The following is a 26,045-nucleotide window of genomic DNA, read 5'->3' on the forward strand; positions in this document are numbered from 1 at the left end:
GAAGCGCCTCAGAGCTGTGAGGCTGTTGTCGCGATGATCGACCGGTCCGCCTCGCCGAGCCGGTCGGACGCGAGGTCGGCCTGGTGCCAGAACGGGTACCGGATCGGTGGTGGCGCAGTCGCCGAAATCTGCTGTACATCGGACTCGTCGAGGGTCAGCGTCGTCGCGCCTAGCGAGTCGGTCAGTTGCTCGGCAGTGCGTGCTCCGACGACGACGTTGGTCACGCCCGGTCGCGTGAGCAGCCATGCCAGCGCGACCTGCGTAATGGTGGCGTTGCTCCTGGCAGCGACGTCCTCGAGCGCGTCGACGACCTGAAAGACCTTCTCCCGGTCCGGAATGCGAAGGTCGGTGCCGTCGCCGTCGACGAGCCGCGCGCCGGATTCCGGCTGCCGGTCGCGACGGTACTTGCCTGTCAGCAGACCCATACCGACCGGACTCCACGGCTGAGACCCGATGCCCTGGTCGAGGGCGGCGGGGATCATCTCGTACTCCGCCTCGCGCGCGGCAGCGTTGTAATAGATCTGCTGCGCCACCGGCTTGACGAAGCCGTGCCGCTCGCACACCATCAGTGCCTTCATGAGCTGCCACGACGTGTAATTGGAGACGCCGTAGTAGCGGATCTTCCCGGACCGGACCAGGGCGTCCATGGTCCCCATCGCTTCCTCGAGCGGCGTCTGGCCATCCCATTCGTGCAGGTAGTAGAGGTCCAGGTGGTCGCGTCCGAGCCGGCTCAGCGTCTTGTCGATCTGGTCCAGGATGTGCCAGCGTGAGTGGCCGCCGTCGTTGGGCCCGTCGCCGACCACCATGCGCACCTTCGACGTGACGAGGAGGCGGTCGAAATCCCGGGACGACGCGAGCGCCTGCCCCAGAACCTCTTCGGCGACGCCGAGCGAATACATGTTGGCGACGTCCACCATGGTGACTCCGGCGTCGAGAGCGATCCGCAGCAGTTCGGTGGCGCCGTCGACGTCGACATGGCCCATGTGCTCCATGCCGTGGGCGCCGCCGAAGGTGATCGCGCCGAGAGTGAGTGGACTCACGCGCAACCCGCAGGTGGGCGAAAGTTGGCGTACGTCATTCGAGTTCGTGGTCATGGCCGATCCTCCGAGCCGGGAAGTCGCTGGTGGTCGAGCAAGCACGTTTACCGCTTCCGACGATACGTGAGCGGGCGCGTGGCCGGGGTCTCGTTCGACGGGGGAACCGCGGGGCCGGCGCCAGCCGTCGAGTCCAGTCATCCGCATCGTGATGTTGATGCGGCCGGTATCCAGCCCGCAGCCCTCCGGTGCTGTGAACGGGTGGATGCGGGTCACGCCGTGGTACGCGAGGCGTGACGCGCCGCCGAAGACGAACAGGTCGCCCGAGTGCAGTGGCAGGTCCGTGTACGGCTTGTTCCGGTTCGCCGTGTTGCCGAACCGGAAGGTGCACGCGCTGCCGATGGACAGCGACACCACCGGGGCGAGTGAGCGTTCGTCCTTGTCCTGGTGCATCCCCATGCGGGCGTCGTCGTCGTAGTAGTTCGCCAGCGCCACATCGGGTGTGTAGGAGTCTGTTTCGCGCTCCGAGTACCCGGCCTCGGCGAGGGCGCGCCGGCCGAGGCACACGGTCCGCGCCGACATCCGGTGACCGCGGACGGCAGCGGACCGGATCGGAACCGGCCCGCTCGTCCATTCCTCGAATCGGCGGACGAGCCACGCCTGCTGTTCGAGCGTGAGCCAAGCGGGGACGAGGGCGGCGCCGTCCGCGGGCCGGATCGGCTCACGGTGCACCGGTTCGTCGCCGAACAGCATCATCATCGAATCCTCGCACGCCGCCCGCCTGCGCCTCACGCTCCCGGTTTGGTGTCCACGCTGACCCTGCTGGGGGAGCGTGAGCGCGAATCGGGGAGCGTTCGAGCCGGCACCGGCGCGGTCTTCGCGATGGCGGGACGTAGAAGTTCGCGTCGATCGGCCTCGGTCATGGCTGATCCCCCTCCCGAACCGAGAATCCAGCACTCGACCACCGCACACGGACTTGAGCGGAACAGACTCAAGCTGCTGAGCGTTGTGCATACCGACACACGTATACTTGCGCGCACTACGCTCAAGTATGCGGACAACAGCATCATTGCCAGAGAGGTGACCAGTGGATTCGTTCACTCCTACGACCAAGACTCAGGCTGCGATGACGGCTGCTCTCCAGTCGGCGTCGCAGGCGGGAAACCCGGACATCCGGCCCGCCCACCTTCTGGTGGCCCTGCTCGAACAGACCGACGGCATCGCCGGCCCGCTGCTGCAGGCCGTCGGCGTCGATCCCGCCGTCGTGCTCGGCGAGGCGAAGCGACTCGTCGACACCCTGCCGCGCGCCACGGGCGCGACGACCACCCCGCAACTCGGTCGCGAAGCCCTCGCCGCGATCACCTCGGCGCAGCATCTCGCCACCGAGATGGACGACGAGTACGTCTCCACCGAGCACCTCATGGTCGGCCTGGCCGAGGGCGACACCGACGTCTCCCGCCTCCTCGTGCGCCACGGCGCGACGCCCGGCGCACTGCGCGACGCCTTCACGACGGTGCGCGGCAGCGCGCGCGTCACGAGCCCCGATCCCGAAGGCTCGTACCAGGCCCTGGAGAAGTATTCGACGGACCTCACCGCCCGCGCGCGTGACGGTGAACTCGACCCGGTCATCGGACGCGACACCGAGATTCGCCGCGTCGTCCAGGTGCTGAGCCGGCGCACCAAGAACAATCCCGTCCTCATCGGTGAGCCCGGTGTCGGCAAGACTGCGATCGTCGAGGGCCTCGCGCAGCGCATCGTCGCCGGCGACGTCCCGGAGTCGTTGCGGAGCAAGACCGTCATCGCGCTCGATCTCGGCTCGATGGTCGCGGGTGCGAAGTATCGCGGCGAGTTCGAAGAGCGCCTCAAGGCCGTCCTGGACGACATCAAAGCATCTGCGGGACAAGTCATCACGTTCATCGACGAGCTCCACACGATCGTCGGGGCCGGTGCGACGGGCGAGTCGGCGATGGACGCCGGCAACATGATCAAGCCGATGCTCGCGCGCGGCGAGCTGCGGCTCGTCGGCGCGACCACCCTCGAGGAGTACCGCAAGTACATCGAGAAGGACGCCGCGCTCGAACGCCGGTTCCAGCAGGTCTACGTCGGCGAACCCTCGGTCGAGGACACCATCGGCATCCTCCGTGGCCTCAAGGAGCGCTACGAGGTGCACCACGGCGTCCGCATCACCGACTCCGCGCTCGTCTCCGCGGCGACCCTCTCCGACCGCTACATCACCTCGCGGTTCCTGCCCGACAAGGCGATCGACCTCGTCGACGAGGCCGCGTCGCGGTTGCGCATGGAGATCGACTCGCGGCCCGTCGAGATCGACGAGGTCGAACGCATCGTGCGTCGCCTCGAGATCGAGGAGGTCGCCCTCGAGAAGGAGACCGACGCCGCGTCGCAGGACCGCCTGGTCAAGCTGCGGCAGGAACTTGCTGACGAACGTGAGAAGCTCGCGCAGCTGAGCACCCGCTGGCAGAACGAGAAGCAGGCCATCGACTCGGTTCGCGTCCTCAAGGAACAGCTCGAATCGCTGCGCGGCGAATCCGAGCGGGCCGAACGCGACGGCGACCTCGGCAAGGCCGCCGAGCTGCGCTACGGACGAATCCCGCAGTTGGAGAAGGAACTCGACGCCGCATCGCGCGAGTCGGCGGCCGATATGGCAGGTGACGTCATGCTCAAGGAGGAGGTCGGGCCCGACGACGTCGCGGACGTCGTCGCTGCCTGGACCGGCATCCCCGCGGGCCGCATGATGGAGGGCGAGACAGCGAAACTCCTGCGGATGGAAGACGAACTCGGCAAGCGTGTCGTCGGCCAGCAGGCCGCCGTCGCCGCGGTGTCGGACGCCGTGCGCCGCGCGCGTGCGGGCATCGCGGACCCGAACCGCCCCACGGGCTCGTTCATGTTCCTCGGCCCCACCGGTGTCGGCAAGACCGAACTCGCGAAAGCCCTCGCGGACTTCCTGTTCGACGACGAGCGTGCGATGGTCCGCATCGACATGTCCGAGTACGGCGAGAAGCACTCCGTCGCCCGCCTTGTCGGTGCCCCTCCCGGCTACGTCGGGTACGAGGCCGGGGGCCAGCTGACCGAGGCAGTGCGGCGCCGTCCGTACACGGTGGTGCTGTTCGACGAGATCGAGAAGGCCCACCCGGATGTTTTCGACGTGCTGCTGCAGGTCCTCGACGAGGGACGGCTCACGGACGGTCAGGGGAGGACGGTCGACTTCCGCAACACGATCCTCATCCTCACCTCGAACCTCGGTGCCGGCGGCACCAAGGATCACGTGATGGAGGCCGTGCGGTCGGCGTTCAAGCCGGAGTTCGTCAACCGGCTCGACGACGTCGTCGTCTTCGATCCGCTCTCGGAGGAGCAGCTCGAGCAGATCGTCGACATCCAGCTCGCGCAGCTGCAGCAGCGGCTGGCGGCCCGCCGTCTGACGCTCGACGTCTCGCCGTCGGCGCGATTCTGGCTCGCCGTGCGCGGGTACGACCCGCTGTACGGCGCGCGGCCGCTGCGTCGCCTGATCCAGCAGGCGATCGGCGACCAGCTCGCCAAGAAACTGCTGGCAGGAGAGGTCGTGGACGGCGACACCGTCGCCGTCACCGTCTCGGAGGACGGTGACCATCTCCTGATCGGCTGACCTCGACCACCCGTGTGCCCCGCTCTGTGCGGGGCACACGGGTGTGCGCTCTCAGAGAATTCTCGAGCACACGGCCTACGGTCGGCAGGGGAGGATCGAGACATGAGCAACGACGACCGCGACCGGCGGACACCGCAGGAACGCGCCTACGACGTCGACGAGACACGGGACGACGACCGGACGCAGCAGTTCGATCGCCCCGGCGACCACGACGGCCCGACGCAGCAGTTCCCTGCCGCGCCGACCGAGCAGTACGGGCAGCCGACCGAGCAGTACCCGTCGGGGCCGACCCAGCAGTTCGGGGCGCAGCCCGGTCACCAGCCGACCCAGCAGTACCCCGTCTACGGTCAGCCGCCGGTCTTCCCCGGTGAGCAGGGCCCGTATGCGCCGCCGCCCGGCCCGCCGCAGGGGCCGGGCCCCGGCGATCCGGGAGGGCCGGGTGGCGGCGACGGCGGCGGTCCGAAGAAGCCGTGGGGCAAGTGGATCGCGATCGCCGGTGCCGCCCTCGTGCTGATCGTCCTCGTGCTGACGGGCGCCGCGATGCTCGGCTCGAACACCGGTGGCGGCGGGGGCACGGCGTCGCCACCCGTGACGCAGCTGCCGCAACAGACCACGACGACGGCGCCGCCCACGACGACGCCACCGCCGACAACGCCGGGCGAGGACTCGCCCGGACTGAGCATTCCGCCGCTCGACGAACTGCCGGGCGGTCTCGGCGACGCGCTGGGCGGGGTCGGCGGTGCCGCCGGGTCCATCGTGTCCAACAACGGCGGGGCGATCGTCCTCGACGCGATGGGCGGCGCGCAGATCACCGTGACCATCACCCCCGACACGCGGTTCGTCTCGCTGGGTGGCGGAACGATCGCCGACCTGCCGCCCGGAGCGAACATCGCGGTGCAGGGATCGGCCGTCGAGAACGGGGCGATGACGGCCGACACCGTCATCGCGACCGACATCTCACTCGGTGGCAACTGACCTGCTCACCGGCGTCCGTGACGGCCCGCCTCCGGCTTCGCTAGGCTGAGCAGCGATGACTCTCCTGTGGTTCGGCCTCGCTGCGCTCGCGCTCGTGGGTGCCGTCGTGTTGCTGTACATCGACCGCACTCGGCGATCGCAATCGGGCCGTGTCCGCGAGATCTGGGCGAAGGCGCAGGGATACGACTATCGCGCCGAGGAACCGCACCTCGCGTCGCGTTTCCACCGTGCGGCGATGTCGAAGAAGGAGCACGACGTCGCGCAGGCTGTCGTGCGCGGGACGCGGCGCGGCGAGACGTTCGTGCTGTTCGACATCGAGGACAGCTTCACCGTCGTCGCCGTCGAGCGCCCGCTCGGCTCCGGCGTGGACATCGACCTGCGGCAGAAGTCGGCACCCGCGCCGAGGGATGCCGATCTCGAACTGCTCGGTGCGATCGGCGACCGCGTGATCTTCGCGACCGAACCGGAGATCGCGCGCCGCGCGTGCGATCAGCGGATGGTGGCGTTCACCGACACGATTCCGGACACCGTCGGGATGCTGTGGAGCGAGGGGAAGTGGACGCTCGGCACGGTTCCGATCGGCGCCGGTGGCCGTGACTGGGACCGCGCGATCGAGACCGTCGCGCGCCTGTCGGGAATCCTCCACGTCCTGCCGCCCGAGGCGGAGCCGCGCGAGCTGCAGGGCGAGCGCCGCGATCCCGGCCGACCCGAACCGCGCCAGGAGCAGCGAAGCGAGCGGCCCAGGCCGGCGCCCGAGCAGCGGCCCGGCCCGCAGGTCGCGCAGCGCGAACCCGCACGTCGACATGCTCCTGCCGGAGCCCCGCGCACCACGGCGATGCCGCGCGGCGACCGTCCGGGCCCGGTGGACGCCGAGCGTCGGCAGCGTCGCGAGCCGGCGGGGCCGCGGCCAACGCCTCGTCCGCGCCCCGGTCGTCCCGAACCCGAGACGCGCTGAGCGAACCCGAGCCCCGGCGGCGTCGCTGCGATACGGTCATCGCCTATGGCGACCACGCAACCGCATTCGCGGCCCGTCGCCGTCGTGACCGGCCCGACCTCGGGCATCGGCGCCGGCTTCGCGCGACGGCTCGCATCGCTCGGCTACGACCTCGTTCTCGTCGCGCGTGACACGCAGCGGCTGACGGAACTCGCCGACGACCTGCACGCGCGATACACCGCGCGCTGCGACACGATCACCGCCGATCTCGCGACCGCCGAGGGCCGCGACGCCGTGGCGCAGCGACTGCACTCCGGCGTCGACGTCCTCGTCAACAACGCGGGCTTCGGGACGTCCGGGGAGTTCTGGACGCTCGACCCGGCGACCCTGCGCGCCCAGGTCGACGTCAACGTCACCGCCGTCGTCGAGCTCACCCGTGCCGCGCTCCCCGCGATGGTCGCGTCGGGCGGCGGGGCCGTCGTCAACGTCGCGAGCGTCGCCGGGCTGATCCCCGGCCGCGGCAGCACGTATCCGGCGAGCAAGGCGTACGTCGTGGCGTTCACGCGCGGACTCGTGGACGACCTCGACGGCACGGGCGTCGACGTCCTCGCGGTGTGTCCGGGACTGGTGCGCACCGAGTTCCACGATCGCGCGGGAATGGCGGCACCGCGCGTACCCGAGTTCCTGTGGCGCGACGTCGACGACGTCGTCGACACCGCACTCGAGGACCTGCGCAAAGGCAGGACGACGAGCATCGCGGGGCTCCCGTACAAGGCCGTCGTCGTCCTTGCACGCATCTTGCCCGTCGGCCTCGCGCACCGGGTCGCGCGGTTCGTGGTGCGACGGAGCACCGGGACACGGCGCGGCACCACGCCGGAGTAGGGTTTCGAGGGCTGAGTAGGGTTTCGCTCATGAGCGATCGTGAGGAACTCGCACGTCTGGTACGCGAACTCGCCGTGGTCCACGGCAAGATCACACTCTCCTCGGGCAAGGAGGCCGACTACTACGTCGACCTCCGGCGCGCGACGCTGCACCACACGGCCGCGCCGCTGATCGGCGAGCAGATGCGGGAACTCGTCGCCGACTGGGAGTTCGACGCCGCGGGCGGTCTCACGATGGGTGCCGACCCGGTCGCGCTCGCGATCCTGCACGCGCCCGGCCGGCCGATCGACGGCTTCGTCGTCCGCAAGGCCGCGAAGGCGCACGGTATGCAGCGTCGGATCGAAGGCCCCGACGTCGCGGGCCGCCGCGTCCTCGTCGTGGAGGACACGACGACGACGGGCAACTCGCCGCTCACGGCGATCCGCGCACTGCGTGACGCGGGCGCCGAGGTGGTCGGCGTGGCGACGGTCGTGGACCGCGAAACGGGTGCCGACGAGGTCATCCGGGCGGAAGGCGTCGAGTACCGCTCCCTTCTCGGGCTGGCCGATCTCGGGCTTGCCTGACGCCGCGATATCGCTTCGCGCCAGGGGCCGCTCTGCAACGATGATGCGGACGGCGGCACCCGACGGCGGGAGTGGTGACATGGCAGTGGAGAACCCGTTCGCGGACGACGCGGCGCGCGGTGACCTGTGGGAACAGGGCTTCCTCGCCGGCTTCGCGGCTCCCTCGGTGGAGCACGAGCGTTCCGTCGAGCCGGACCTGCTCGAGGCGTACCTCGAAGGCCAGGTCGCCGGTGCCCGGGCACGGCTCGCGCTGCCGCCCGACGTCGGAGGAGTCGGCGACGTCGACACCGAGATCCCTGCGGCGAACGCCGCGTTCGAGTTCGGCGTGCACACACTCGGAAATCACGTGTTCGACCGCGTCTTTCCCGCTGCAGGGTCGATGACGGGGCTCGTCGGTGCCGTCGTGCATCCTTCGGTCGAGCCGACACTCGTGGCGGCGGACTGGGAAGGGCCGATGGACGGCCCCGACGAGAAGTACGTCGCCGTGTGCCCGCGTGACGATCACGACGGCACAGGTGACGAGCACGGCTATTGGGCCGCGCCGGGGCGCGACTTCTTCTACGAGGTCATCGGCGATCTCGCGGCCCACGACCACGACGAGGCGTTCGTCGCGAGGTGCTCGCTCGCCGACGGCGGGACCGGAGCGATCTGGGTAGGGCCCGCGGGCGGCTGAGCGTCGCGGCGGTCCGCCGACCTCAGCGGTGATTCAGCGCGTCCGGGTCGACGGTGTGCGGCGCGAGCCCGCCGCGGGCGATCGCGACGGCGTTCTCGGCGCACAGGCGCGCCATCTCGGAACGGACCGAGACGGTCGCACTCCCGACGTGCGGCAGCAGGACGGTGTTCGGTAGCTCCGCGAGACCGGGAGCCAGTGCCGGTTCGTTCTCGTAGACGTCGAGCCCCGCGCCTGCGATCGTCCCGTCCCGGAGCGCGGCGACGAGGGCGGTCTCGTCGACGACCGGGCCGCGCGCGGTGTTGACGAGGATCGCCGTCGGCTTCATAGCGGTGAGGGCTGCGGCGTCGACGAGGTGGTGGGTGTCGGCGGACGCGGGAACGTGGAGGGAGACGAAGTCGCTCTCGGGCAGCATCTCCTGCCACGAGACGTGCTCGACGCGGCCGGCGAACTCGCCGAGTTCGTCGTCTCTCACCGTGCGGTCTCCGGGTGGGCGGGGGGCAGAAGAGCACGCGCATCCCGAAACCGAGTGCGCGGCGTGCGGTGGCCCGGGCGATGCGCCCGAAGCCCGCGAGCCCGAGCGTCGCGCTCGAGACGTCGTGGCCGAGCAGCAGTTCCGGTTCCCAGCCGTGGAACTCGCCGCGCCGGACGACGGCATCGGCCTCGACGGCGCGGCGAGCCGTCGCGAGGATCAGGAGCATCGCGATGTCGGCGGTCGCATCGGTGAGGACACCCGGGGTGTTGCCGACGACGATCCCACGCGCGGTGGCGGCGGCGATGTCGATGTTGTCGTAGCCGACGGCATAGTTCGAGATACCCAGCAGGCGAGCATCGTTCAGCAGTTCGGCGTCGAATCGATCACGCAGTTGGGAGACGACCACCGTGACGTCGCCGCCCGTGCAGAGCGCGTGGAGTTCGTCGTGGGTGGGTGGTGAGTCGGGAACGGTGACCTCGCCTGCGTCGCGCAGGATCGACATCGCCGACTCGGGAAGCGCCGTGGTGACGAGAAAGTGTGGCGTGCTCACGACCACACCCTCTCACGACGCCGGCGAGCGCAGGTTCCGGAGTGGAACCTGCGCTCGACGGTGATTCGTGGGGAGAGGGCTACGGGACCATCAGGTAGCCGATGACCGGGTAGCTCATCTGCGGAAGGAACTGGAGAGTGTTCACATCGAGGTAGCTGAGACCGGCAGTCAGGGCGATGAGGCCGGAGCCGGGGTTCATCTCCCTGCGGACGACCTCGCCGGGCTGGGCCGGAATGTCGAGCGCGATCTGCTCCTGCGGCCCGGCGATGGAACCCGCGTTGTTCCACGCGACGAGGAGGTCGACGTGGCAGTTGGGGTTGGCGGCCCACCCGGGGCCGTGTCCGCTCGCTCCGCGTGAAGTGATGACGAGGGTCGCCGACCCGGGCTTACCCGGCTCGCTCTCGACGTTGATATCGAGAACGCCTGTGCAGAAATCGTTCTGGCCGACGTAGGCGAGCGAGTTCGTCAGGGAGGTCCAGGCGGCCGGTACCGGGACGGGAGCGGGGGCGGCCTGGGCGGTGCCCATCGTGCCGAGGGTTGCGGCGACGGCGAGCGAGAGTGCAGCCGCCGCACGGGCGATCGTCTTACGCATTGCGGTCCTTCTCATGGTAGCGATTCGCTGAATCATGGACGACGTGTCAGGGGACGAGCAGGTATCCGCGCGCGCCCATCGAGTACTGCGGAATGAACGCGTACGTGTGGACATCCTGGAACGAGACACCCGTGGTGAGGGCGATCAGGCCCGAGCCCGGGTGGATCTCCTCGCGCAGCACCTCGGTGGGGTACGTCGGGACGTCGATACGCAGCTGCTTCTTGTTCTGCTCGATCGAACCGGCATCGTTGTAGGTCAGCGCGAAGTCGATCGTGCAGGTCGACTCGGCGTTCCATGCGCCGTGGCCGGATGCGCCACGCGAGTAGCCGATGACGGTGGCGCTACCCGGCTTCGCGGGATCGGACTCGACACGCATGTCGATCACGCCCGTGCAGAAGTCGTTCTGGCCCACGTAGTACACGGCCTGTGCGATGGCATCCCACACCCCTGGCACCGGTACCGGTGCCGCCGAGGCAGTTCCGGCGGCACCTACGGCTGTCGTCGCTGCAAGGCCCACGGCTGCAGCTCCGGACGCGACCATCGTGCGAATCTTCACGTTTCCCCCGTCGTTCGAAACCATGCTGGTGGGGGCGAGACACCTCGCGTCAAGGTCTGGACGTGGCCGACTTCCCCCCGGTCGCTCCGGAGAATGTCATATGCCCTGCGGAATTGACAACTCGGGGCACGGAGCCTGGAGTGCCGCACCGGAGCCGGGCGCGGAAATCGGTTCGAAAAGTTCCGAATCACCTCTTGTTTCGAACACCTATTCGGACTAGGCTCGATTCATGGGGCCGGGGGACTCTTCACACGCATCGCGACTCGACAGCGCGCTCGTCGCGTCGTTGTCGCTCGCGTCGTGGCAACCCGACCCGGAGCGGGTCGGCGATACGGCGCTCGGGGACGCGCTGCTCGAGATGTCCGCTCTCGCCGCAGCACTCGAGGCGCAGCGCATCGCGTATCTGGCGGAGTTCGATCGGCGTCGCCTAGCGACGCAGGACGGGGCTCGCGACACCGCACACTGGCTGGCGGGGCGCACCCTGCTCGAGGTCGGCGCCGCGAAGGCGCTCGTGTCGGCCGGATGCAGCGTTCGCGACGAACCCGACGTCGCCGATGCGCTCGCCCAGTCGCAGATCGCGCCGGCTCATGCCCGGCTGATCTGCAGGTTCTTCGAGAAGCCGCCGTCGGCGATGACGCGCCTGGCCGAGACCGACGAGAAGGCGTACGAGGCCGTTCGCGCAGCGTGCCGTGACGCGCTGCTCGCCGCCGCAGCACCATCCGGCGACACCACGACCGCGAGTGTGCGGGCTGCCGTCGAGAAGCTCGAGCATCGCCTCGACTGCGAGGGCGGAGACGTTCCGACCAAGGAGCGCTCCGAGCTGAACGAGCTGCATGTGAGCACGACGCTGCACGGCCGCGTCGTGATACGTGGTGATCTCGACGCCGTCTCCGGGGAGGTGGTTCGCACTGCGCTGTCGAAGCTTTCGGCTCCACGGCCCGCCGAGGACGGCACCCGGGACCCGAGGGAGGCTCCGCTGCGCCGTGCCGATGCCTTCGTCCGCGTGTGCGAGTCGTTCCTCGCTCGTGGGGACGCCGGGATCGAGGCGGGCGAACGCCCGCACGTCACCGTGGTGATGAACGAGGCCGACCTCCGCGAGCGCGAGAGCCTCGGGGATCGGGTACGCGACTCGATGGCTGCGCTCCGAGACGGAATCGACCTGCCGTGGACACACTTCGGCGCGAGCCTCTCACCCGCGACGGCACGTGCCCTCACGTGCGACGCGCACATCACTGCCGTCCGCGCGAAGGCGAACGGTGTGCCGCTGTCGATGGGCCGCACGCAACGGCTCGTCACCGCGGCGCAACGTCGAGCGCTCACCGTACGCGACAAGGGATGTGCATTCCCGGGGTGCACTGCGCCCGCGCCGTGGTGCGAAGCCCATCACGTGATCCATTGGGCGAACGGTGGTCCCACAGATCTCGAGAATCTCGTCTTGATCTGCGGCCACCATCATCGGTTCATCCATCACGGCGACTGGACCGTCACCACCGCACCGGGTGCGCCGCCCACGTTCGAGCGGAAACGGCACCGCCGCGCCCGCCACGGCAGGTCGACGCGGAGCCCGAGGCTGCGCGGCGGTTGCGTGCCGTGACGGCGTCTCGGAGTCAGCCCGCATCACCGGCCGTGACAGCGCGCGCCTCGTCGATGCTGTGCGGCGCGGGGTCGTGGTCGTCGACGTGCGCGAGGATCCGGCGGCCGGTCGAGAGGACGGCGATCGCCGCGACGGTGCACGCTGCGCCCACCCAGAACGGCAGGTGGACATTGCGTTCGCCCAACGTGCCCGCGACCCACGGCGCCGCCGCGCCGCCGACGAAGCGCACGAAGCTGTACGCGGCCGATGCGGTGGAGCGCTCGACGGGAGCGGAGATCATGACGACCTCGGTGATGAGGGTGTTGTTGACTCCCAGGAACACACCGGCCAGCACGACACACACGATGAGTACGGGCTTGGTCGTCGTGAACAGGGCCATGACGCCGAGGTCGACGGCGAACAGCAGCAGCGACGCCATCATGATGTGAATCGTGCCGAACCGCCGCTGCAGGCGCGGCGCGACGAAGACCGACGAGACCGCCAGTGCCACACCCCAACCGAAGAAGATGAACCCGATCGGGTAGGCGCCGAGGTCGAGCGGGAACGGCGTGTAGGCGAGGAGGGTGAAGAAGCCGTAGTTGTAGAGCAGTGCGGTGATGCCGACGGTGAGCAGGCCGCGATGGCGCAGCGCGAGGAACGGCGCTGCGAGCGACGTGTGATGGTCGGGCTTCTCCGACGTCGGCAGCAGGACGACGATCAGGGCGAACGCGACCGCCATGAGGACGGCGACACCGAAGAACGGTGCACGCCAGCTGATGTCGCCGAGGACTCCGCCGACGAGCGGGCCGATGGCGATGCCGATGCCGAGCGCGGCCTCGTAGAGGATGATCGACCGGGCGACGCCGCCGCTCGCGGCCCCGACGATCGCGGCGAGCGCGGTCGCGATGAACAGTGCGTTGCCGAATCCCCAGCCCGCGCGAAAGCCGATGATCTGTCCGATGGTGTCGGACATGCCCGCGAGGGCCGCGAACACGACGATGATCGCGAGCCCCGACAGGAGGGTGCGCTTCGGGCCGATCCGGCTCGACACGACTCCCGTCACGAGCATCGCGACACCGGTCACGAGCATGTAGCTCGTGAAGAGCAGGGATACCTGGGAGGGCGTCGCGTCGAGTTGCTCGCCGATCGGCTTGAGGATCGGATCCACCAGGCCGATGCCCATGAACGCGATGACGCTCGCGAACGCGACCGCCCACACGGCCTTCGGCTGATGCAGGAGGCTCTCCTGCGCGCCGCCGGAATCGTGGGTGTGTGTTGTCGAGTCGTCCTGCGTGGCAGAGCTCACGGCGACCTCCTTCGGGGGCGTCGGTGGTGGATTCGTGGGGGTCATCGCTCGCCGGTGGCGGCGGGCGCGAGTGCGGCGGTGAGTGCCCGCCGCATCTCGGTGAGGCCGTCGCTGATCCGGCGGAGTTGGTCGGGCTCGAGGTCGGCGAACAGCGGGGTGATCGATTCGGCGACCGCGCGCCGCCCGGTGTGCAGGAATTCACGTCCGGATTCGGTCATCGTGACTTGAATGGCACGGGCGTCCTCGGGATCGATTCGGCGCGTGAGGTACCCGAGGTCGATGAGTTTGCGGATCGTGGTCGTCGCGGTCGGTTGCGAGCAGCGGTCGTGTGCTGCGAACTCGCTCACCCGGAGTTCGCCGTGGTCCTCGAAGATCCCGAGTGCGCGGAGCCACGTCCGCGGATAACCGTCGGGCGCGAACGACCCGGCGAGCCGGGCGAACTTGTGCGAATTGGACACGAGGGCGGTCACGAGCTCGCTCGGTTCGGGAGGATCGTTCACGCCGAAGTACTTTACATAGGCTAACTAAGTATCTGCAACCCGTCCCGCCGTCCGTCAAGAACCCGTCCCGCCGTCCGTTAAGGTTGACGACTGGTGTGCCGGGAAGTCTGGCCGGCGTCGCTCGGTGGAGCGTCCTCGTATTCGTGACCAGTGAGGTAGGTACATGGTTCTCATCGGGCTCTTCGCTGCCCTCGTGATCGTCGGCGTCGCGGCTCCGTTCATCGATCGTGTCCTCGGGCACCGCACGGGCTGGGTGCTCGCCGCGGTCCTCGCCGTGTGTGGTGGCGTCGTCGCGTTCGGGGTCGCACCGGAGCTTGCGAACGGATCCGTCGTCGAGGTGTCGGCCCCGTGGATCCCCGCACTCGGGATCGACTTCGCCTTCCGTCTCGACGGGACGGCGCTGCTGTTTCTCGCACTCGTGCTCGGCGTCGGGGCGCTGATCCTCGCCTACTCGTCGGGCTATTTCGGGGGCGGACGGCACGGCGGGTTCTTCCTGCTCATGACGCTGTTCGCCGCGGCGATGTTCGGTCTCGTCCTCGCCGACGACATCGTGCTGCTCTTCGTCTTCTGGGAGTTCACGACGATCTGCTCGTTCTTCCTCATCGGCAGATCGGGCGCGAAGGCGAGTGGGCCGGCCGTCCGCACCTTCCTGCTCACCGGCGCCGGCGGCCTCTCGCTGCTCGCGGCCGTCGTGACGATGTGGGTGTTCACCGGGACGACGACGCTCAGCGAGATTCTCGTCGACCCGATCTGGACGGAGAACACCGCGTTCTCGGTGACGGTCGCCGTCCTGATCATCCTCGCGGCGTTCACGAAGTCCGCGCAGTTCCCGTTCCACTACTGGCTTCCCGACGCCATGGCGGCGGCGACCCCCGTCAGCGCGTATCTGCACGCCGCGGCGATGGTCAAGGCCGGCATCTACCTGCTGATGCGTTTCTCCCCGGCGCTCGGCAGCAATGTGGTGTGGCAGTCGGTTCTCGTCTCGGTGGGTCTGATCACGGCGGTCATCGGTGCGGTCTTCGCGCTGCAACGTCACGACCTCAAGGAACTGCTCGCCTACTCGACGGTGAGTCAGCTCGGCTTCCTCGTCGCCGTCATCGGCATCGGCACGCCGACCGCGCTCGCGGCGGCAGGCCTGCACACGCTCGCGCACGCGCTGTTCAAGGCGACGCTGTTCATGCTCGTCGGCGTGTTCGACCGGGAGGTGGGCAGCCGCGACATTCGCGAGCTCACGGGCCTGTGGCGAGTGATGCCGATCACGGCAGTCCTCGCGGGTCTGTCCGCGGCGTCGATGGCGGGCATCCCGCCGCTGCTCGGCTTCGTCTCGAAGGAGAACCTCTTCGGTGCCTTCCTCGGCGCGCCGGGGCCGGCATTCACCGGGCCGCTCGTCGGTGCCGTCGCCGTCGCCGCAGCGGTGCTGACCTTCGCGTACTCGTTCCGCATCGTCTACGGCGCGTTCGGTGGCCCCACCGAGCAGCGACGGCTGCACGATCCGTCGCTGTCGTTCCGCGTTCCCGCGATGCTCGCCTCGCTCGCAGGGCTGATCCTCGGGCTTCGATCCGACTGGCTCGCACCGCTGATCGACCGCATCGCGGTCGACACCCGCGGCGCGGCGGGCGACGTCCACCTCACGCTCTGGTACGGGTTCACCCCGGCGCTGTGGATGTCCGTCGTCACGATCACGCTGGGCCTCGTCGCCTTCTCGCTGCGCGGCCCGATCGACAGGGCACTGCAACGCACCCTGTTCCCGGTTCGCGGCGTCGACGTCTTCGAATCGATCTACAACTCCGTCATCGCGTTCGGTCGCCGCATCGGTGACCCGACCCGCTCGCTGTCCCCGTCGCGCCACCTCGCGGCGCCGCTGGTGGTCCTCGTCGTGCTCGCCGCCGCTGCGCTGCTGCGCGGCGTCGACGTCCCCGACTTCCCCGCGCCGGTGACCGATCCGATCGACTGGCTGCTGCTGGTGCTCATCGGTGTCGGTGTCCTCGGCGTCGTCACGGCGACGTCGCGTCTCGCCGCACTGGCGCTGCTGGGCATCGTCGGGTTCTCGGTGGCACTCGTCTTCTTCGTGCTCGGTGCGCCCGACGTCGGGCTGACGCAGTTGCTCGTCGAGGTGCTGACGGTCGTCGTCGCGGTCCTGGTGCTGAGGCGGCTGCCGGCGCGGTTCACGAAGCCGACCCGGACCCGAAAGGCGGTGGCGCTCACCGTCGCACTGCTGTCCGGTGCCGCCGCATTCGTCGGAACGTATCTGCTCACCGGCCGCCGCGAGCGATCGCCCGCCGCCGAGTACTACGTCGCCGACACCGAGGTGACGACCGGTGCGACGAACATCGTCAACTCGATCCTCGTCGACTTCCGTGTACTCGACACGCTCGGCGAACTCACCGTGCTCGGTGTCGCCGGCTTCGCCATCGTGGCTCTCCTCGACTCGTCGGGACTGCTGCCCACGAGGCCGTTCGAGCCCGAGCGCGGCGGCCGCGGCGCCGTCGCGTCGGCCGTTGACAACACCGTCCTGGCCCGCACCGTCGGCCGCTCGCTGACCCCGATCCTCGTCGTGCTGTCGCTGTATCTCCTGATGCGCGGTCACTACGACCCGGGAGGAGGGTTCATCTCGGCGCTCGTGGGTGGCGCAGCCTTCGCGCTCGCCTACCTCGCGGCGCCGAGCTCCGACAGTGCCCCGATCCGCTTGCCGTACAACGCACTCATCGCGGGCGGCATCGCACTCGGCACCGCCGTCGGACTGCTCGGCTACGTCGACGGCAGCTTCCTCACGCCGCTCGACGCCGAGATCCCGCTGCCGTGGGGCGGCTACTACCACTTCACGACGGCGATCGTCTTCGACGTCGGCGTGTACCTCGCCGTCATCGGCGTCGTACTCGCCGCGATGAACCGGCTCGGCGGTGACGACGCCCCGGCCGCGAAGGCCCCGGCGTCACCCGAGCCCGCACCCACGGGAGGTGCACGATGACCCTCGCATCGATCGTCGCGGTCCTCGTCGTGGGCGGGATGTATCTCGTCCTGCAACGCGGAATGGTCCGCATCACCTTCGGATTCGTGCTGCTCGGCCACGCCGGCAACCTGGTGCTCATGGCCTCGGGTGTCACGGCGGACCGTGACGCACCGCTGCTGCACCTGTCCGATTGGGCGTCGATGGCCGACGCCCTGCCCCAGGCGTTCACGCTCACCGCGATCGTGATCGCCTTCGCCATCACCGTCTACATGCTCGCCCTCGCCGCGACGAACGACGGCACGAGCGACGACGACACGGGGGACGAGAAGCCCGCACCGTCCGAGCCGCACGAGACACACGAGACGACCGATCGCCGGGAGGAGTCGGAATGAACGCAGCACTCCTTCCCCTCGTCGTCGCGGTGCCGCTGATCGCCGCGGCCCTCGCTGCGGTGCTGCCGTCACGCGCCGCGCGCAGCGGGATCCTGATCGTCACCAACGTCGCGGCACTCGGTTTCGGCGTTCTGCTCGTCGCACAGACGTGGGACGGCGCGGTCCTCGCCACGAACGTCGGGCTGTGGCCGAACGGGATCGCGATCCCGTTCGCGGCGGACGTCTTCAGCGGTCTCATGATCGTCGTGACGGCGCTGCTGTCGATCGTGTGCTCGTGGTTCGGTATCGCCGCAGGCGACGACGATCGCCGCTACTTCGCACCGCTGGTCCTCGTTCTTTCGGCAGGGGTGTACGGCGCGCTCTCGACGGGCGACCTGTTCAACCTCTTCGTCTTCATCGAGGTGATGTTGCTGCCGTCGTACGCGCTCATCGCGATCTACGGCGGAACGAAGCGGATCGCCGCGGGCCGGCTCTACGTCACGACGAACCTGCTGACGTCGACGATCTTCCTCCTCGGCGTGGGTCTGGTGTACGGCGTCGCGGGCACCGTCAACATCGCCGAACTCGCGGGGGCGGCGTCGGATTCGCCGATGGTCGCGGCTGCCGGGGCCGTCGTGCTCATCGCACTGTCGGTCAAGGCCGCCGTCGTCCCGGTGCACGGGTGGCTCACCCAGACGTACCCGAACACCTCGCCCGCGGTGCGCGCCCTGTTCTCGGGTCTGCACACGAAGGTCGCGATCTACGCGATATACCGCATCTACGCGGTCGTGTTCGACGGCGAGCAGCGGTACCTGTGGATCGCGCTGCTCGTCACGTGCGCGACGATGCTCATCGGCGTGTTCGGCGCGGTCGGCGAGAACGACGCGCGCTCGATCCTCACGTTCCACATGATCAGCCAGATCGGCTACATCCTGCTCGGCGTCGCACTGTTCGGCCCGATCGGCGTGGCGGCGGGCATCTTCTACCTGCTGCACCACATGATCGTGAAGGCGTCGCTGTTCCTGTCGGCGGGCGCCGTGCAGACGACCTACGGGACCGACTCGCTCGGGCGCGTCACGGGTCTCGCGAAACGCGAACCGCTGCTGGCTGCGGCGTTCTTCGGCGCCGCGCTCTCGCTCGGGGGGCTGCCGCCGTTCTCGGGATTCGTCGCGAAGCTCACGCTCGTGCAGGCCGCCGTCACCGAGCGGCAGTACGTCGCTGCGGCGGTGACCGTCGTCGTGAGCCTGCTGACCCTCATGTCGATGCTCAAGATCTGGAAGGGCATGTTCATGTGCAACTTCTCGGCGCCGGCGCCCGCACGCACCGGTTGGCTGCCCGCTGCCGGCGTCACGACGGACGAGGCCGTGCGTACCCGCATCCCGGTGAAACTCGTTCTGCCGGCGATGGTCCTGACGGTGGTCACGCTGGCGGTCGGCGTCGGTGCGCAGGGCCTCATGGTCCTCGCGCAGCAGGCGGCCGACGGCCTCGTCGATCCGCGCCCCTACATCGAGGCGGTGCTCGGATGAAGGGCGGTGTGATCGGCTGGATCGGCTGGCCGTTCCGGCTGCTCGGGTTCGCCGCGTATTTCGTGTGGTTGCTCGTGACGTCCAACCTCACGGTCATCCGCGACATCGTGACGCCCGGCAGTGCCGTCGAGGCGGGAATCGTCCGGGTTCCGTTGCGCTGCCGCACGGATCTCGAGGTGACGATGCTCGCGAACCTCATCTCGCTGACCCCGGGCACCCTCACGCTCGCGGTGCGGACCGGCAGCCCGAACGAGCTCTACGTGCACGGCATGTACGCGCCGGATCCGAGCGAGTTCCGGCGTGAGATCGAGGATCTCGAGACGAAGATGCTGCACGCGATGCGCCGCAGCGGTGACGTCGCGCCGGCCGCGGCGGGAGAGGAGCAGCGATGACACCCGTGACCTGGACGGTGCTCGCGGTGATCGCCGCGACGATGATCCCCGCGGCCTACCGGATCGCGACGGCACGCTCCGACGCCGATCGTGCGGTCTCGTCCGATCTGATCTTCTTCGCGTTCGTCGGTGTCGTCGCGGTGCTCGGGCTCACGCTCGCGGGCGGGGTTGTCTTCGACGTGATCCTCGTCGCGACGGTCGTGGGCTTCCTCGCGACGATGTCGATGGCACGCCTCGTGACGAGGGGGAAGCGATGAACTGGCTCGACGTCCTCGGCAACGTCCTGCTCGTCCTCGGTGCGCTCGTGTTCGCCGCGGGTGCACTGGGACTGCTGCGGCTCCCCGACCTCTACGCGCGGATCAGCGCGATCACCACTGCGTCGGGGCTGGGGATCTCGCTCGTGATCCTCGGCGTGCTCGCGCTCGAACCCGGTGTGGAGAACGCGATCAAGGCGGGTGCCGCGGTGGTGATCAACCTTGCGACCTCCGCCGTCGGCGGCAACGCACTCGGGCGCGCGGGTTATCTCGCGGGCGCTCCGCTGAGTGCGCGGACGCAGTACGACGAACTGGCCGAGTCGCGGCACCCCGACGCCGTGCACCCCGACGCCGTGCACCCCGACGAGTTCTGAGCCGTCAGGCGCGGTTCTCGAGATAGAGGATGCGGTCGCCGGCGCGTGCCGTGTCGTCGGCGTCCGGTGACGGAGCACGCAGAGCGCCGTCGCGGACCAGCGAGACGACGATGTCCTCGAGGCCGCGCAACTGTCGGCCCGTCTCGGACGAGCGCACCGAACGTTCCGCGAGGCGATAGCCGGTCTCGGGTGTGAGCATGTCGTCGACGACCGTCACGACCGACGGTGAGCGCGTGGCGACCCCGAGCAGCCGCCCTGTGGTCTCGGCGCTCGTGACGACGGCGTCGGCGCCCGCACGGCGCAGCATCGCACGGGTCGGCGCTTCGCGGGCCGCCGCGACGATCTCGGCGCCGGCGGTGAGGCTGCGCGCGGTGAGTGTCGCCAGCACCGCGGTGCGGTCGTCACCGACGGAGACGACGATGCGGCCGGCGCGATCTGCCGCCGCGACCCGGAGCGACCGGAGGTCGGTGACGTCGCCGTCGACCGTGACGAGTCCGCGCAGCCGGGCCCGTGCCAACGCGTCCTCGTCGCGGTCGACCACGACGATCTCACCCGGGAAACCGCTGGACGCGATGGCGGAGACCGCGGCGGTGCCCTTCGTCCCGAAGCCGAGCACGACGGTGTGACCCGAGACCGCCTCGTGCCATTCCGTCGCCTCGTGGTCGCGCCGCGAACGCTCGGTCAGCGCGGCGAGTGTCGTCCCGACGAGCAGCAGCAGGAACGCGAGGCGCAGCGGAGTCATGACGACGACCTCGACGAGCCGGGCCGCGGGTGTCGCCGGGGCGATGTCGCCGTATCCGGTCGTCGCGAGCGAGGACGCCGAGTAGTAGAGGGCGTCGACGAGCGACAACTCGTCGTCGCCGTAGCCGTCGCGATCGAGGTACACGACCGTCGTCGCGACCAGCAGGATCGCGATCGCGTACCCGATCCGCCTGCCGATGACGATGGACGGTCTCGGCCTGTCCTCGGGGATGTGGACGACTCCCACGAGGGCGAAGAACGGTCGTTCGGTGAGCTGGCGCCGTGGCCGGAAGCGGACGAACCGAGAACCCACACGCTGGGCCAGCGCACGCCGCGGTCGTCGGTCAGCCACGGCGTCGATCCTAGGTCGTGTACCGGCCGGGTGGCGTCAAGAAACCTGGCGCGAGCCGTCAAGAAACCGTCAGGAACCGTGGCGGCCGCCACTGCGCGGTGAAGCATCGACTCTCGGGAGGAGAGGCCTCCCGAGAGTGTGCTGGAAGGAATCGAAGATGGCCGATGCGGCCTTCGTCCTCGTGATTCTGCTCGGGTTCGCGGTGTGCGTCGCGGTGCTGCGGGCGTTCGCCGCGCGCGAGGCCCGAGAGGAGGACCACCGATGACCGCGGCTGTGGTGACGAGCGTCGTTCTCGTGATCGTCGCGCTCGCCGTCCTCGGATACCTCCTGTCGGCGCTGTTCGATCCGGAGAGGTTCTGACATGCCGCCCAGTGTTCTCGCGATCGCTCAGATCGCGTTCGTCGTCGCAGTGCTCGCTGCGGCGTACGTGCCGCTCGGCGACGCGATGGCACGGTTGTTCACCCGCGAACACCCGCGCCGCGGCGAGGGTGCCTTCTACCGGATGTGCCGCATCGACGCGCACGGTGATCAGGGTTGGGTGACCTACGCCGGCGCCCTGCTCGCGTTCTCGTTCGTCTCCGTCCTGTCTCTCTACGGGTTGCAGCGACTGCAGGGGGTGCTGCCGCTCGGCGGCGATCTCGGAGCCGTCTCGCCCGCGGTCGCGTTCAACACCGCGATCTCGTTCGTGACGAACACCAACTGGCAGTCGTACGTGCCGGAGACGACGATGAGCAATCTCGTCCAGCCGGTCGGCCTCGCTGTCCAGAACTTTCTGTCCGCCGCGGTCGGCATCTCCGTCGCGATCGCACTGACCCGGGCGATCGCCCGTGTCACGACGGGATCGGGCATCGGCAACTTCTGGGTCGACCTCACCCGCGCGACCGTGTACGTGTTGTTCCCGCTGGCGTTCCTGTTCGCGGCGCTGCTGCTCACCCAGGGGGTGGTGCAGTCGCTGTCGTCCGGGTTCGCGGCGACCGGCATCGACGGTGCCGCACAGCACGTGGCCCTCGCGCCCGCCGCCTCGCAGGAGGCGATCAAGATGCTGGGGACGAACGGCGGCGGGGTCTTCGCCGCGAACTCGGCGCACCCGTTCGAGAATCCGACGCCGCTGAGCAATATCGCTCAGATCGTGGCGATGCTGCTGATTCCGGTCGCTCTCACCCGGACCTTCGGGACGATGATCGGGAACCGGCGGCAGGGCCTGACCTTGCTCGCCGTGATGACGATTCTGTGGGCGGCGATGCTCGCACTCGCCACGTGGGCCGAATCGCGCACGGCCGGTGCTGCCGCGCAGGCTGCGGGAGCCATGTCGGAGGGCAAGGAAGTCCGCTTCGGGATCCCGGCGTCGGTGCTCTACGCGGTGAGCACGACGGGCACGTCGACGGGCGCCGTGAACTCCGCGCACGACAGCTACTCGGCGGCGGGAGGCGGGGTCCTGCTGCTGAACATGTTGTTCGGCGAGATCGCGCCGGGTGGCGTCGGAAGCGGCCTGTACACGCTGCTCGTCCTCGCGATCGTCGCCGTCTTCGTCGGCGGCCTGCTCGTCGGCCGCACGCCCGAGTTCCTCGGCAGACGCATCGGTCGTCGCGAGGTGACGCTCGCGGCGTCGGTGATCCTCGTGATGCCCGCCCTCGTGCTGGCGGGTGCGGCGATCACCGCGATCCTGCCGGCGACGCTCGGCGCACTCGGCAACAGCGGCGACCCGGGGAGTCCTTCGGCAGCACACGGTTTCAGCGAAATCCTCTATGCCTACACCTCCGCCGCGAACAACAACGGCAGCGCGTTCGGCGGTCTCACCGTGACGTCCGACTGGTTCCAGGGCTCGCTCGGCGTCGCGATGCTGCTCGGCCGATTCCTCCCGATCGTGCTCGTTCTCGCCCTCGCAGGCGCGTTCGCTCGGCAGCGCCGGTCGGAACCGTCGCCCGGCGCGATCGTCACCACCGGACCGCTGTTCACGGGACTCGTGACGGGCACCGTCGCGCTCGTGTCGGCACTCACCTTCTTCCCCGCGCTGGCGCTGGGACCACTCGCAGAGGCACTGCAATGAACAGGGGTACAGAAATGACGTCGGCACTCGGCGCGCAGCAGGGCGTGGCCGACCCCACACCACCCGATGATCGTCGAGCGGAGAAGAGGGAGCTCGCGGGCAAAGGCGCGTTCGATCTCCGCAGCCTCGCCGGATCGCTGCCGGATGCCGTCCGCAAGCTCACGCCACGGCAGCAGGCGCGCAATCCCGTCATGTTCGTCGTGCTCGTGGGCACCGTCGCCTCGACGGTGCTGACGGCACTCGATCCGACGGTCTCGGGCGTCGTGGTCACCGCGTGGTTGTGGCTGACGCTGCTGTTCGCGTCCCTGGCCGAAGCCGTCGCCGAAGGGCGCGGCAGAGCGCAGGCCGACAGCCTTCGAAAGGTCAAGCAGGACACGACAGCCCACCGGATGGAGGCGAACGGCGAGATCACGTCGTTGCCCAGCACGTCGCTGCAGGTGGGCGACCACGTCGTCGTGACCGCCGGCCAGGTCGTACCCGGCGACGGCGACGTCGTGGAGGGAATCGCGACGGTCGACGAATCGGCGATCACCGGCGAATCCGCCCCCGTGGTCCGCGAATCCGGCGGTGACCGCAGCGCCGTCACCGGCGGGACGACGGTGCTGTCCGACCGCATCGTCGTCGAGATCACGACGGCCCCGGGGCAGACCTTCGTCGACCGCATGATCACGCTCGTCGAGGGTGCGGCACGCAAGAAGACGCCCAACGAGATCGCGCTCGACATTCTGCTCTCGGCGCTCACGATCATTCTGCTCCTCGCCGTCCTCGCGCTCGGACCGATGGCGGCGTATGCCGGCGCCGACCTCGATCCCGTCCAGCTCATCGCGTTGCTCGTGTGCCTGATCCCCACGACGATCGGCGCGCTGCTGTCGGCGATCGGGATCGCCGGCATGGACCGGCTCGTCCAGCGGAACGTGCTCGCGACCTCGGGCCGCGCCGTCGAGGCGGCGGGGGACATCGACACGCTGCTGCTCGACAAGACCGGCACCATCACCTACGGCAATCGGCAGGCGACTCGGCTGCTGCCCGCGCCCGGTGTCGACGTCGCCGAACTCGCGGCGGCGGCACACGCGTCGAGCCTCGCCGACGGAACGCCCGAGGGCCGCAGCGTCGTCGAGCTCGTCGCTGCGGAGCACGGCGGCGGGGCCGGGCCGGACGGACGGGACGGGGCGACCGAGGAGCGGGACGGCGAGTACGTCGCGTTCACGGCGCAGACGCGGATGAGCGGAGTCGACACGGCCGGTGGTGCCGCGATCCGCAAGGGCGCGGCGGACGCCGTCTTCGCGTGGGTGCGCGAGCACGGCGGCACCGTCGAGGAAGGTGTCGAGGCGGACGTCACCGAGATCGCCTCCGCGGGTGGCACGCCGCTCGTCGTCGCCGTCGTGGCGAACGGCAGGGCACGAGTACTCGGCACCATCGCGCTGTCGGACGTCGTCAAACCGGGTATCGCCGAAAGGTTCGCGCAGTTGCGCACTCTCGGAATCCGCACCGTCATGATCACGGGAGACAATCCGCGGACCGCCGCAGCGATCGCGCAGCAGGCAGGGGTCGACGAGTTCATGGCGGAGGCGACCCCCGAGGACAAACTCGCTCGCATCCGGGACGAGCAGGCTCGCGGCCGGCTCGTCGCGATGACGGGCGACGGAACGAACGACGCCCCCGCGCTCGCGCAGGCCGACGTCGGCGTCGCGATGAACACCGGGACGTCCGCGGCGAAGGAAGCCGGCAACATGGTCGACCTCGACTCGGACCCGACGAAGCTCATCGACATCGTCGCGATCGGAAAGCAGTTGCTCGTCACGCGCGGTGCGCTCACGACCTTCTCGCTCGCCAACGACCTGGCGAAGTACTTCGCGATCCTGCCCGCGCTGTTCGCGGTCGCGTATCCGCAACTCGACAAGCTGAACATCATGGGCTTGCACAGCCCGACGACGGCGATCGTCTCGGCGGTGGTGTTCAACGCCCTCGTGATCGTCGCCTTGGTTCCCCTCGCCCTGCGCGGCGTGCGGTTCACTGCGGCGTCGTCGTCGGCGATGCTGCGCCGCAATCTGCTGATCTACGGTCTCGGCGGTGTCGTCGTGCCGTTCGCCGGCATCAAACTGATCGACGTGATCGTCTCGGCGATCCCGGGACTGGGGTGAGGACGATGATTCTCGGAGCACTTCGTCAGATGCGGGTGGCGGTGGTCGTGCTCGTTGCCGCCGTCGCGCTGCTCGGATTCGTGTATCCCGCTGCGGTGTGGGCACTCTCGCGAATCGACACCCACTCCGCGGAAGGGTCGGCCTTGCGTGACTCGTCCGGGTGCGTCGTCGGCTCGTCGCTGCTCGGCGTCGATCCGCAGCCCGCAGCGGGAGAGCCGGACCCGTACTTCCACACCCGTGTCGTGGGATCGGTGGCCGACGGTGATCCGGGCACGCCCGGCGATCCCGCCGCGGGGTTGCCGACGAATCAGGGACCCAGCAGCGAAGTGCTCGCCGCGTTCGTCGCGCAGCGTCGCACGCAGATCGCCGAACGCGAGGGAGTGACGCCTGCCGAGGTGCCCGCCGATGCCGTCACCGGCTCGGGATCGGGCCTCGATCCGCACATCTCGCCCGCGTACGCCGCACTGCAGGTGCCGCGCGTCGCCCGCGAGACGGGCCGCACCGAGGACGATGTCCGCGGCCTCGTCGCGCAGTACACCGCACCGCCGCAGTGGGGTTTCCTCGGCGCCGAGCGGGTGAGCGTCCCGGAGCTGAACGTCGCCCTCGGCGCGGCGGCACCGGACTGCGGTTCGTGACGGCGGACACGA

At 69.4% G+C, this 26,045-nt stretch carries 24 protein-coding genes and 2 pseudogenes; 17 read left to right on the forward strand and 9 right to left on the reverse strand.

Annotated elements, in window-relative coordinates; all coding sequences use genetic code 11:
* Positions 1–8: 8 nt before the first annotated feature.
* On the reverse strand, positions 9–1,241 hold the full coding sequence (locus RR1_RS22320; protein ID WP_307718147.1) for an aldo/keto reductase: 1,233 nt from the start codon (positions 1,239–1,241) through the stop codon (positions 9–11).
* A pseudogene (locus RR1_RS22325) lies at positions 1,221–1,790 on the reverse strand (alpha-ketoglutarate-dependent dioxygenase AlkB family protein); the annotation flags it as partial. The gene RR1_RS22320 and the pseudogene RR1_RS22325, both read right to left, overlap by 21 nt.
* 331 nt (positions 1,791–2,121) lie before the next feature.
* Here RR1_RS22325 and clpB point away from each other — a divergent pair.
* The 6 genes from clpB to RR1_RS14215 all read left to right on the forward strand — a co-directional run bounded on the left by clpB (position 2,122) and on the right by RR1_RS14215 (position 8,701).
* Positions 2,122–4,674, forward strand: a complete 2,553-nt coding sequence (gene clpB / locus RR1_RS14190; RefSeq protein WP_010838141.1) for an ATP-dependent chaperone ClpB — start codon at positions 2,122–2,124, stop codon at positions 4,672–4,674.
* Between the two features lie 102 nt (positions 4,675–4,776).
* Entirely contained in the window at positions 4,777–5,649 is an 873-nt protein-coding gene (locus tag RR1_RS14195) for a hypothetical protein (RefSeq protein WP_010838140.1), read from the forward strand.
* Between the two features lie 55 nt (positions 5,650–5,704).
* Positions 5,705–6,604, forward strand: a complete 900-nt coding sequence (locus RR1_RS14200; protein ID WP_010838139.1) for a TtfA family protein — start codon at positions 5,705–5,707, stop codon at positions 6,602–6,604.
* Positions 6,605–6,649: 45 nt separating this feature from the next.
* Complete coding sequence (locus RR1_RS14205; protein WP_010838138.1) at positions 6,650–7,465, forward strand: SDR family NAD(P)-dependent oxidoreductase; 816 nt, start codon at positions 6,650–6,652, stop codon at positions 7,463–7,465.
* Positions 7,466–7,494: 29 nt separating this feature from the next.
* Positions 7,495–8,028: an orotate phosphoribosyltransferase gene (gene pyrE, locus RR1_RS14210; RefSeq protein WP_010838137.1), complete on the forward strand. Its 534-nt coding sequence runs from the start codon at positions 7,495–7,497 to the stop codon at positions 8,026–8,028.
* A gap of 79 nt (positions 8,029–8,107) precedes the next feature.
* Complete coding sequence (locus tag RR1_RS14215; protein ID WP_143153849.1) at positions 8,108–8,701, forward strand: hypothetical protein; 594 nt, start codon at positions 8,108–8,110, stop codon at positions 8,699–8,701.
* 22 nt (positions 8,702–8,723) lie between these two features.
* Here RR1_RS14215 and RR1_RS23135 read toward each other — a convergent pair whose 3' ends face one another.
* From RR1_RS23135 to RR1_RS14230, 4 genes and pseudogenes are all read right to left on the reverse strand, one after another.
* Positions 8,724–9,173, reverse strand: coding sequence for an NAD(P)-dependent oxidoreductase (locus RR1_RS23135; protein WP_010838135.1), 450 nt, complete (start codon positions 9,171–9,173; stop codon positions 8,724–8,726).
* 7 nt (positions 9,174–9,180) lie between these two features.
* Positions 9,181–9,675 (reverse strand): annotated as a pseudogene (locus tag RR1_RS23140) (NAD(P)-dependent oxidoreductase); the annotation flags it as partial.
* Positions 9,676–9,802: 127 nt separating this feature from the next.
* The gene (locus tag RR1_RS14225) at positions 9,803–10,315 is read right to left on the reverse strand and encodes a hypothetical protein (RefSeq protein WP_040773090.1); all 513 of its coding nucleotides are present in this window, start codon (positions 10,313–10,315) and stop codon (positions 9,803–9,805) included.
* Between the two features lie 46 nt (positions 10,316–10,361).
* The gene (locus tag RR1_RS14230) at positions 10,362–10,760 is read right to left on the reverse strand and encodes a hypothetical protein (protein WP_010838132.1); all 399 of its coding nucleotides are present in this window, start codon (positions 10,758–10,760) and stop codon (positions 10,362–10,364) included.
* A gap of 340 nt (positions 10,761–11,100) precedes the next feature.
* Between RR1_RS14230 and RR1_RS14235 the strand changes: the two genes are divergently transcribed.
* The gene (locus RR1_RS14235; protein WP_010838131.1) at positions 11,101–12,465 is read left to right on the forward strand and encodes an HNH endonuclease signature motif containing protein; all 1,365 of its coding nucleotides are present in this window, start codon (positions 11,101–11,103) and stop codon (positions 12,463–12,465) included.
* Positions 12,466–12,478: 13 nt separating this feature from the next.
* Here the strand turns inward: RR1_RS14235 and RR1_RS14240 are convergent, their stop codons facing one another.
* Positions 12,479–13,795 (reverse strand): MFS transporter, encoded by a 1,317-nt coding sequence (locus RR1_RS14240; RefSeq protein WP_010838130.1) that lies wholly within the window; start codon positions 13,793–13,795, stop codon positions 12,479–12,481.
* The gene (locus RR1_RS14245; RefSeq protein WP_040773085.1) at positions 13,792–14,250 is read right to left on the reverse strand and encodes a MarR family winged helix-turn-helix transcriptional regulator; all 459 of its coding nucleotides are present in this window, start codon (positions 14,248–14,250) and stop codon (positions 13,792–13,794) included. The genes RR1_RS14240 and RR1_RS14245 overlap by 4 nt, the downstream gene beginning before the upstream one ends.
* Positions 14,251–14,413: 163 nt before the next feature.
* Between RR1_RS14245 and RR1_RS14250 the strand changes: the two genes are divergently transcribed.
* From RR1_RS14250 to RR1_RS14275, 6 genes are read left to right on the forward strand one after another with little or no spacing between them, the layout of a single operon-like run.
* Positions 14,414–17,218 (forward strand): DUF4040 family protein, encoded by a 2,805-nt coding sequence (locus RR1_RS14250; protein ID WP_010838128.1) that lies wholly within the window; start codon positions 14,414–14,416, stop codon positions 17,216–17,218.
* Positions 17,215–17,592, forward strand: coding sequence for a sodium:proton antiporter (locus RR1_RS14255; protein ID WP_010838127.1), 378 nt, complete (start codon positions 17,215–17,217; stop codon positions 17,590–17,592). The genes RR1_RS14250 and RR1_RS14255 overlap by 4 nt, the downstream gene beginning before the upstream one ends.
* Positions 17,589–19,097, forward strand: coding sequence for a monovalent cation/H+ antiporter subunit D family protein (locus RR1_RS14260; RefSeq protein WP_010838126.1), 1,509 nt, complete (start codon positions 17,589–17,591; stop codon positions 19,095–19,097). The genes RR1_RS14255 and RR1_RS14260 overlap by 4 nt, the downstream gene beginning before the upstream one ends.
* On the forward strand, positions 19,094–19,489 hold the full coding sequence (locus RR1_RS14265; RefSeq protein WP_010838125.1) for a Na+/H+ antiporter subunit E: 396 nt from the start codon (positions 19,094–19,096) through the stop codon (positions 19,487–19,489). Before RR1_RS14260 ends, RR1_RS14265 begins: the two co-directional genes overlap by 4 nt.
* The gene (locus RR1_RS14270; protein WP_040773082.1) at positions 19,486–19,746 is read left to right on the forward strand and encodes an MrpF/PhaF family protein; all 261 of its coding nucleotides are present in this window, start codon (positions 19,486–19,488) and stop codon (positions 19,744–19,746) included. Before RR1_RS14265 ends, RR1_RS14270 begins: the two co-directional genes overlap by 4 nt.
* On the forward strand, positions 19,743–20,117 hold the full coding sequence (locus tag RR1_RS14275; RefSeq protein WP_010838123.1) for a cation:proton antiporter: 375 nt from the start codon (positions 19,743–19,745) through the stop codon (positions 20,115–20,117). The genes RR1_RS14270 and RR1_RS14275 overlap by 4 nt, the downstream gene beginning before the upstream one ends.
* Positions 20,118–20,121: 4 nt before the next feature.
* On the opposite strand, the gene RR1_RS14280 is transcribed toward RR1_RS14275, so the two are convergent.
* Positions 20,122–21,210, reverse strand: a complete 1,089-nt coding sequence (locus RR1_RS14280) for a potassium channel family protein (RefSeq protein ID WP_371836788.1) — start codon at positions 21,208–21,210, stop codon at positions 20,122–20,124.
* Positions 21,211–21,471: 261 nt separating this feature from the next.
* Between RR1_RS14280 and RR1_RS14285 the strand changes: the two genes are divergently transcribed.
* The 4 genes from RR1_RS14285 to RR1_RS14300 are packed head-to-tail and all read left to right on the forward strand — an operon-like array spanning position 21,472 to position 26,033.
* A complete protein-coding gene (locus RR1_RS14285) occupies positions 21,472–21,570 on the forward strand; it encodes a potassium-transporting ATPase subunit F (protein ID WP_010837586.1) in 99 nt (32 codons plus the stop codon).
* Between the two features lies 1 nt (position 21,571).
* A complete protein-coding gene (kdpA, locus tag RR1_RS14290; protein ID WP_010837585.1) occupies positions 21,572–23,257 on the forward strand; it encodes a potassium-transporting ATPase subunit KdpA in 1,686 nt (561 codons plus the stop codon).
* A 14-nt stretch (positions 23,258–23,271) separates the two neighbouring features.
* A complete protein-coding gene (kdpB, locus tag RR1_RS14295; RefSeq protein ID WP_010837584.1) occupies positions 23,272–25,398 on the forward strand; it encodes a potassium-transporting ATPase subunit KdpB in 2,127 nt (708 codons plus the stop codon).
* 5 nt (positions 25,399–25,403) lie between these two features.
* Entirely contained in the window at positions 25,404–26,033 is a 630-nt protein-coding gene (locus RR1_RS14300) for a potassium-transporting ATPase subunit C (protein ID WP_010837583.1), read from the forward strand.
* Positions 26,034–26,045 lie beyond the last annotated feature (12 nt).

It is taken from the genome of Rhodococcus rhodnii NBRC 100604, assembly GCF_001894925.1.
In the GTDB taxonomy this organism is placed as follows: Bacteria; Actinomycetota; Actinomycetes; order Mycobacteriales; family Mycobacteriaceae; genus Rhodococcus_F; species Rhodococcus_F rhodnii.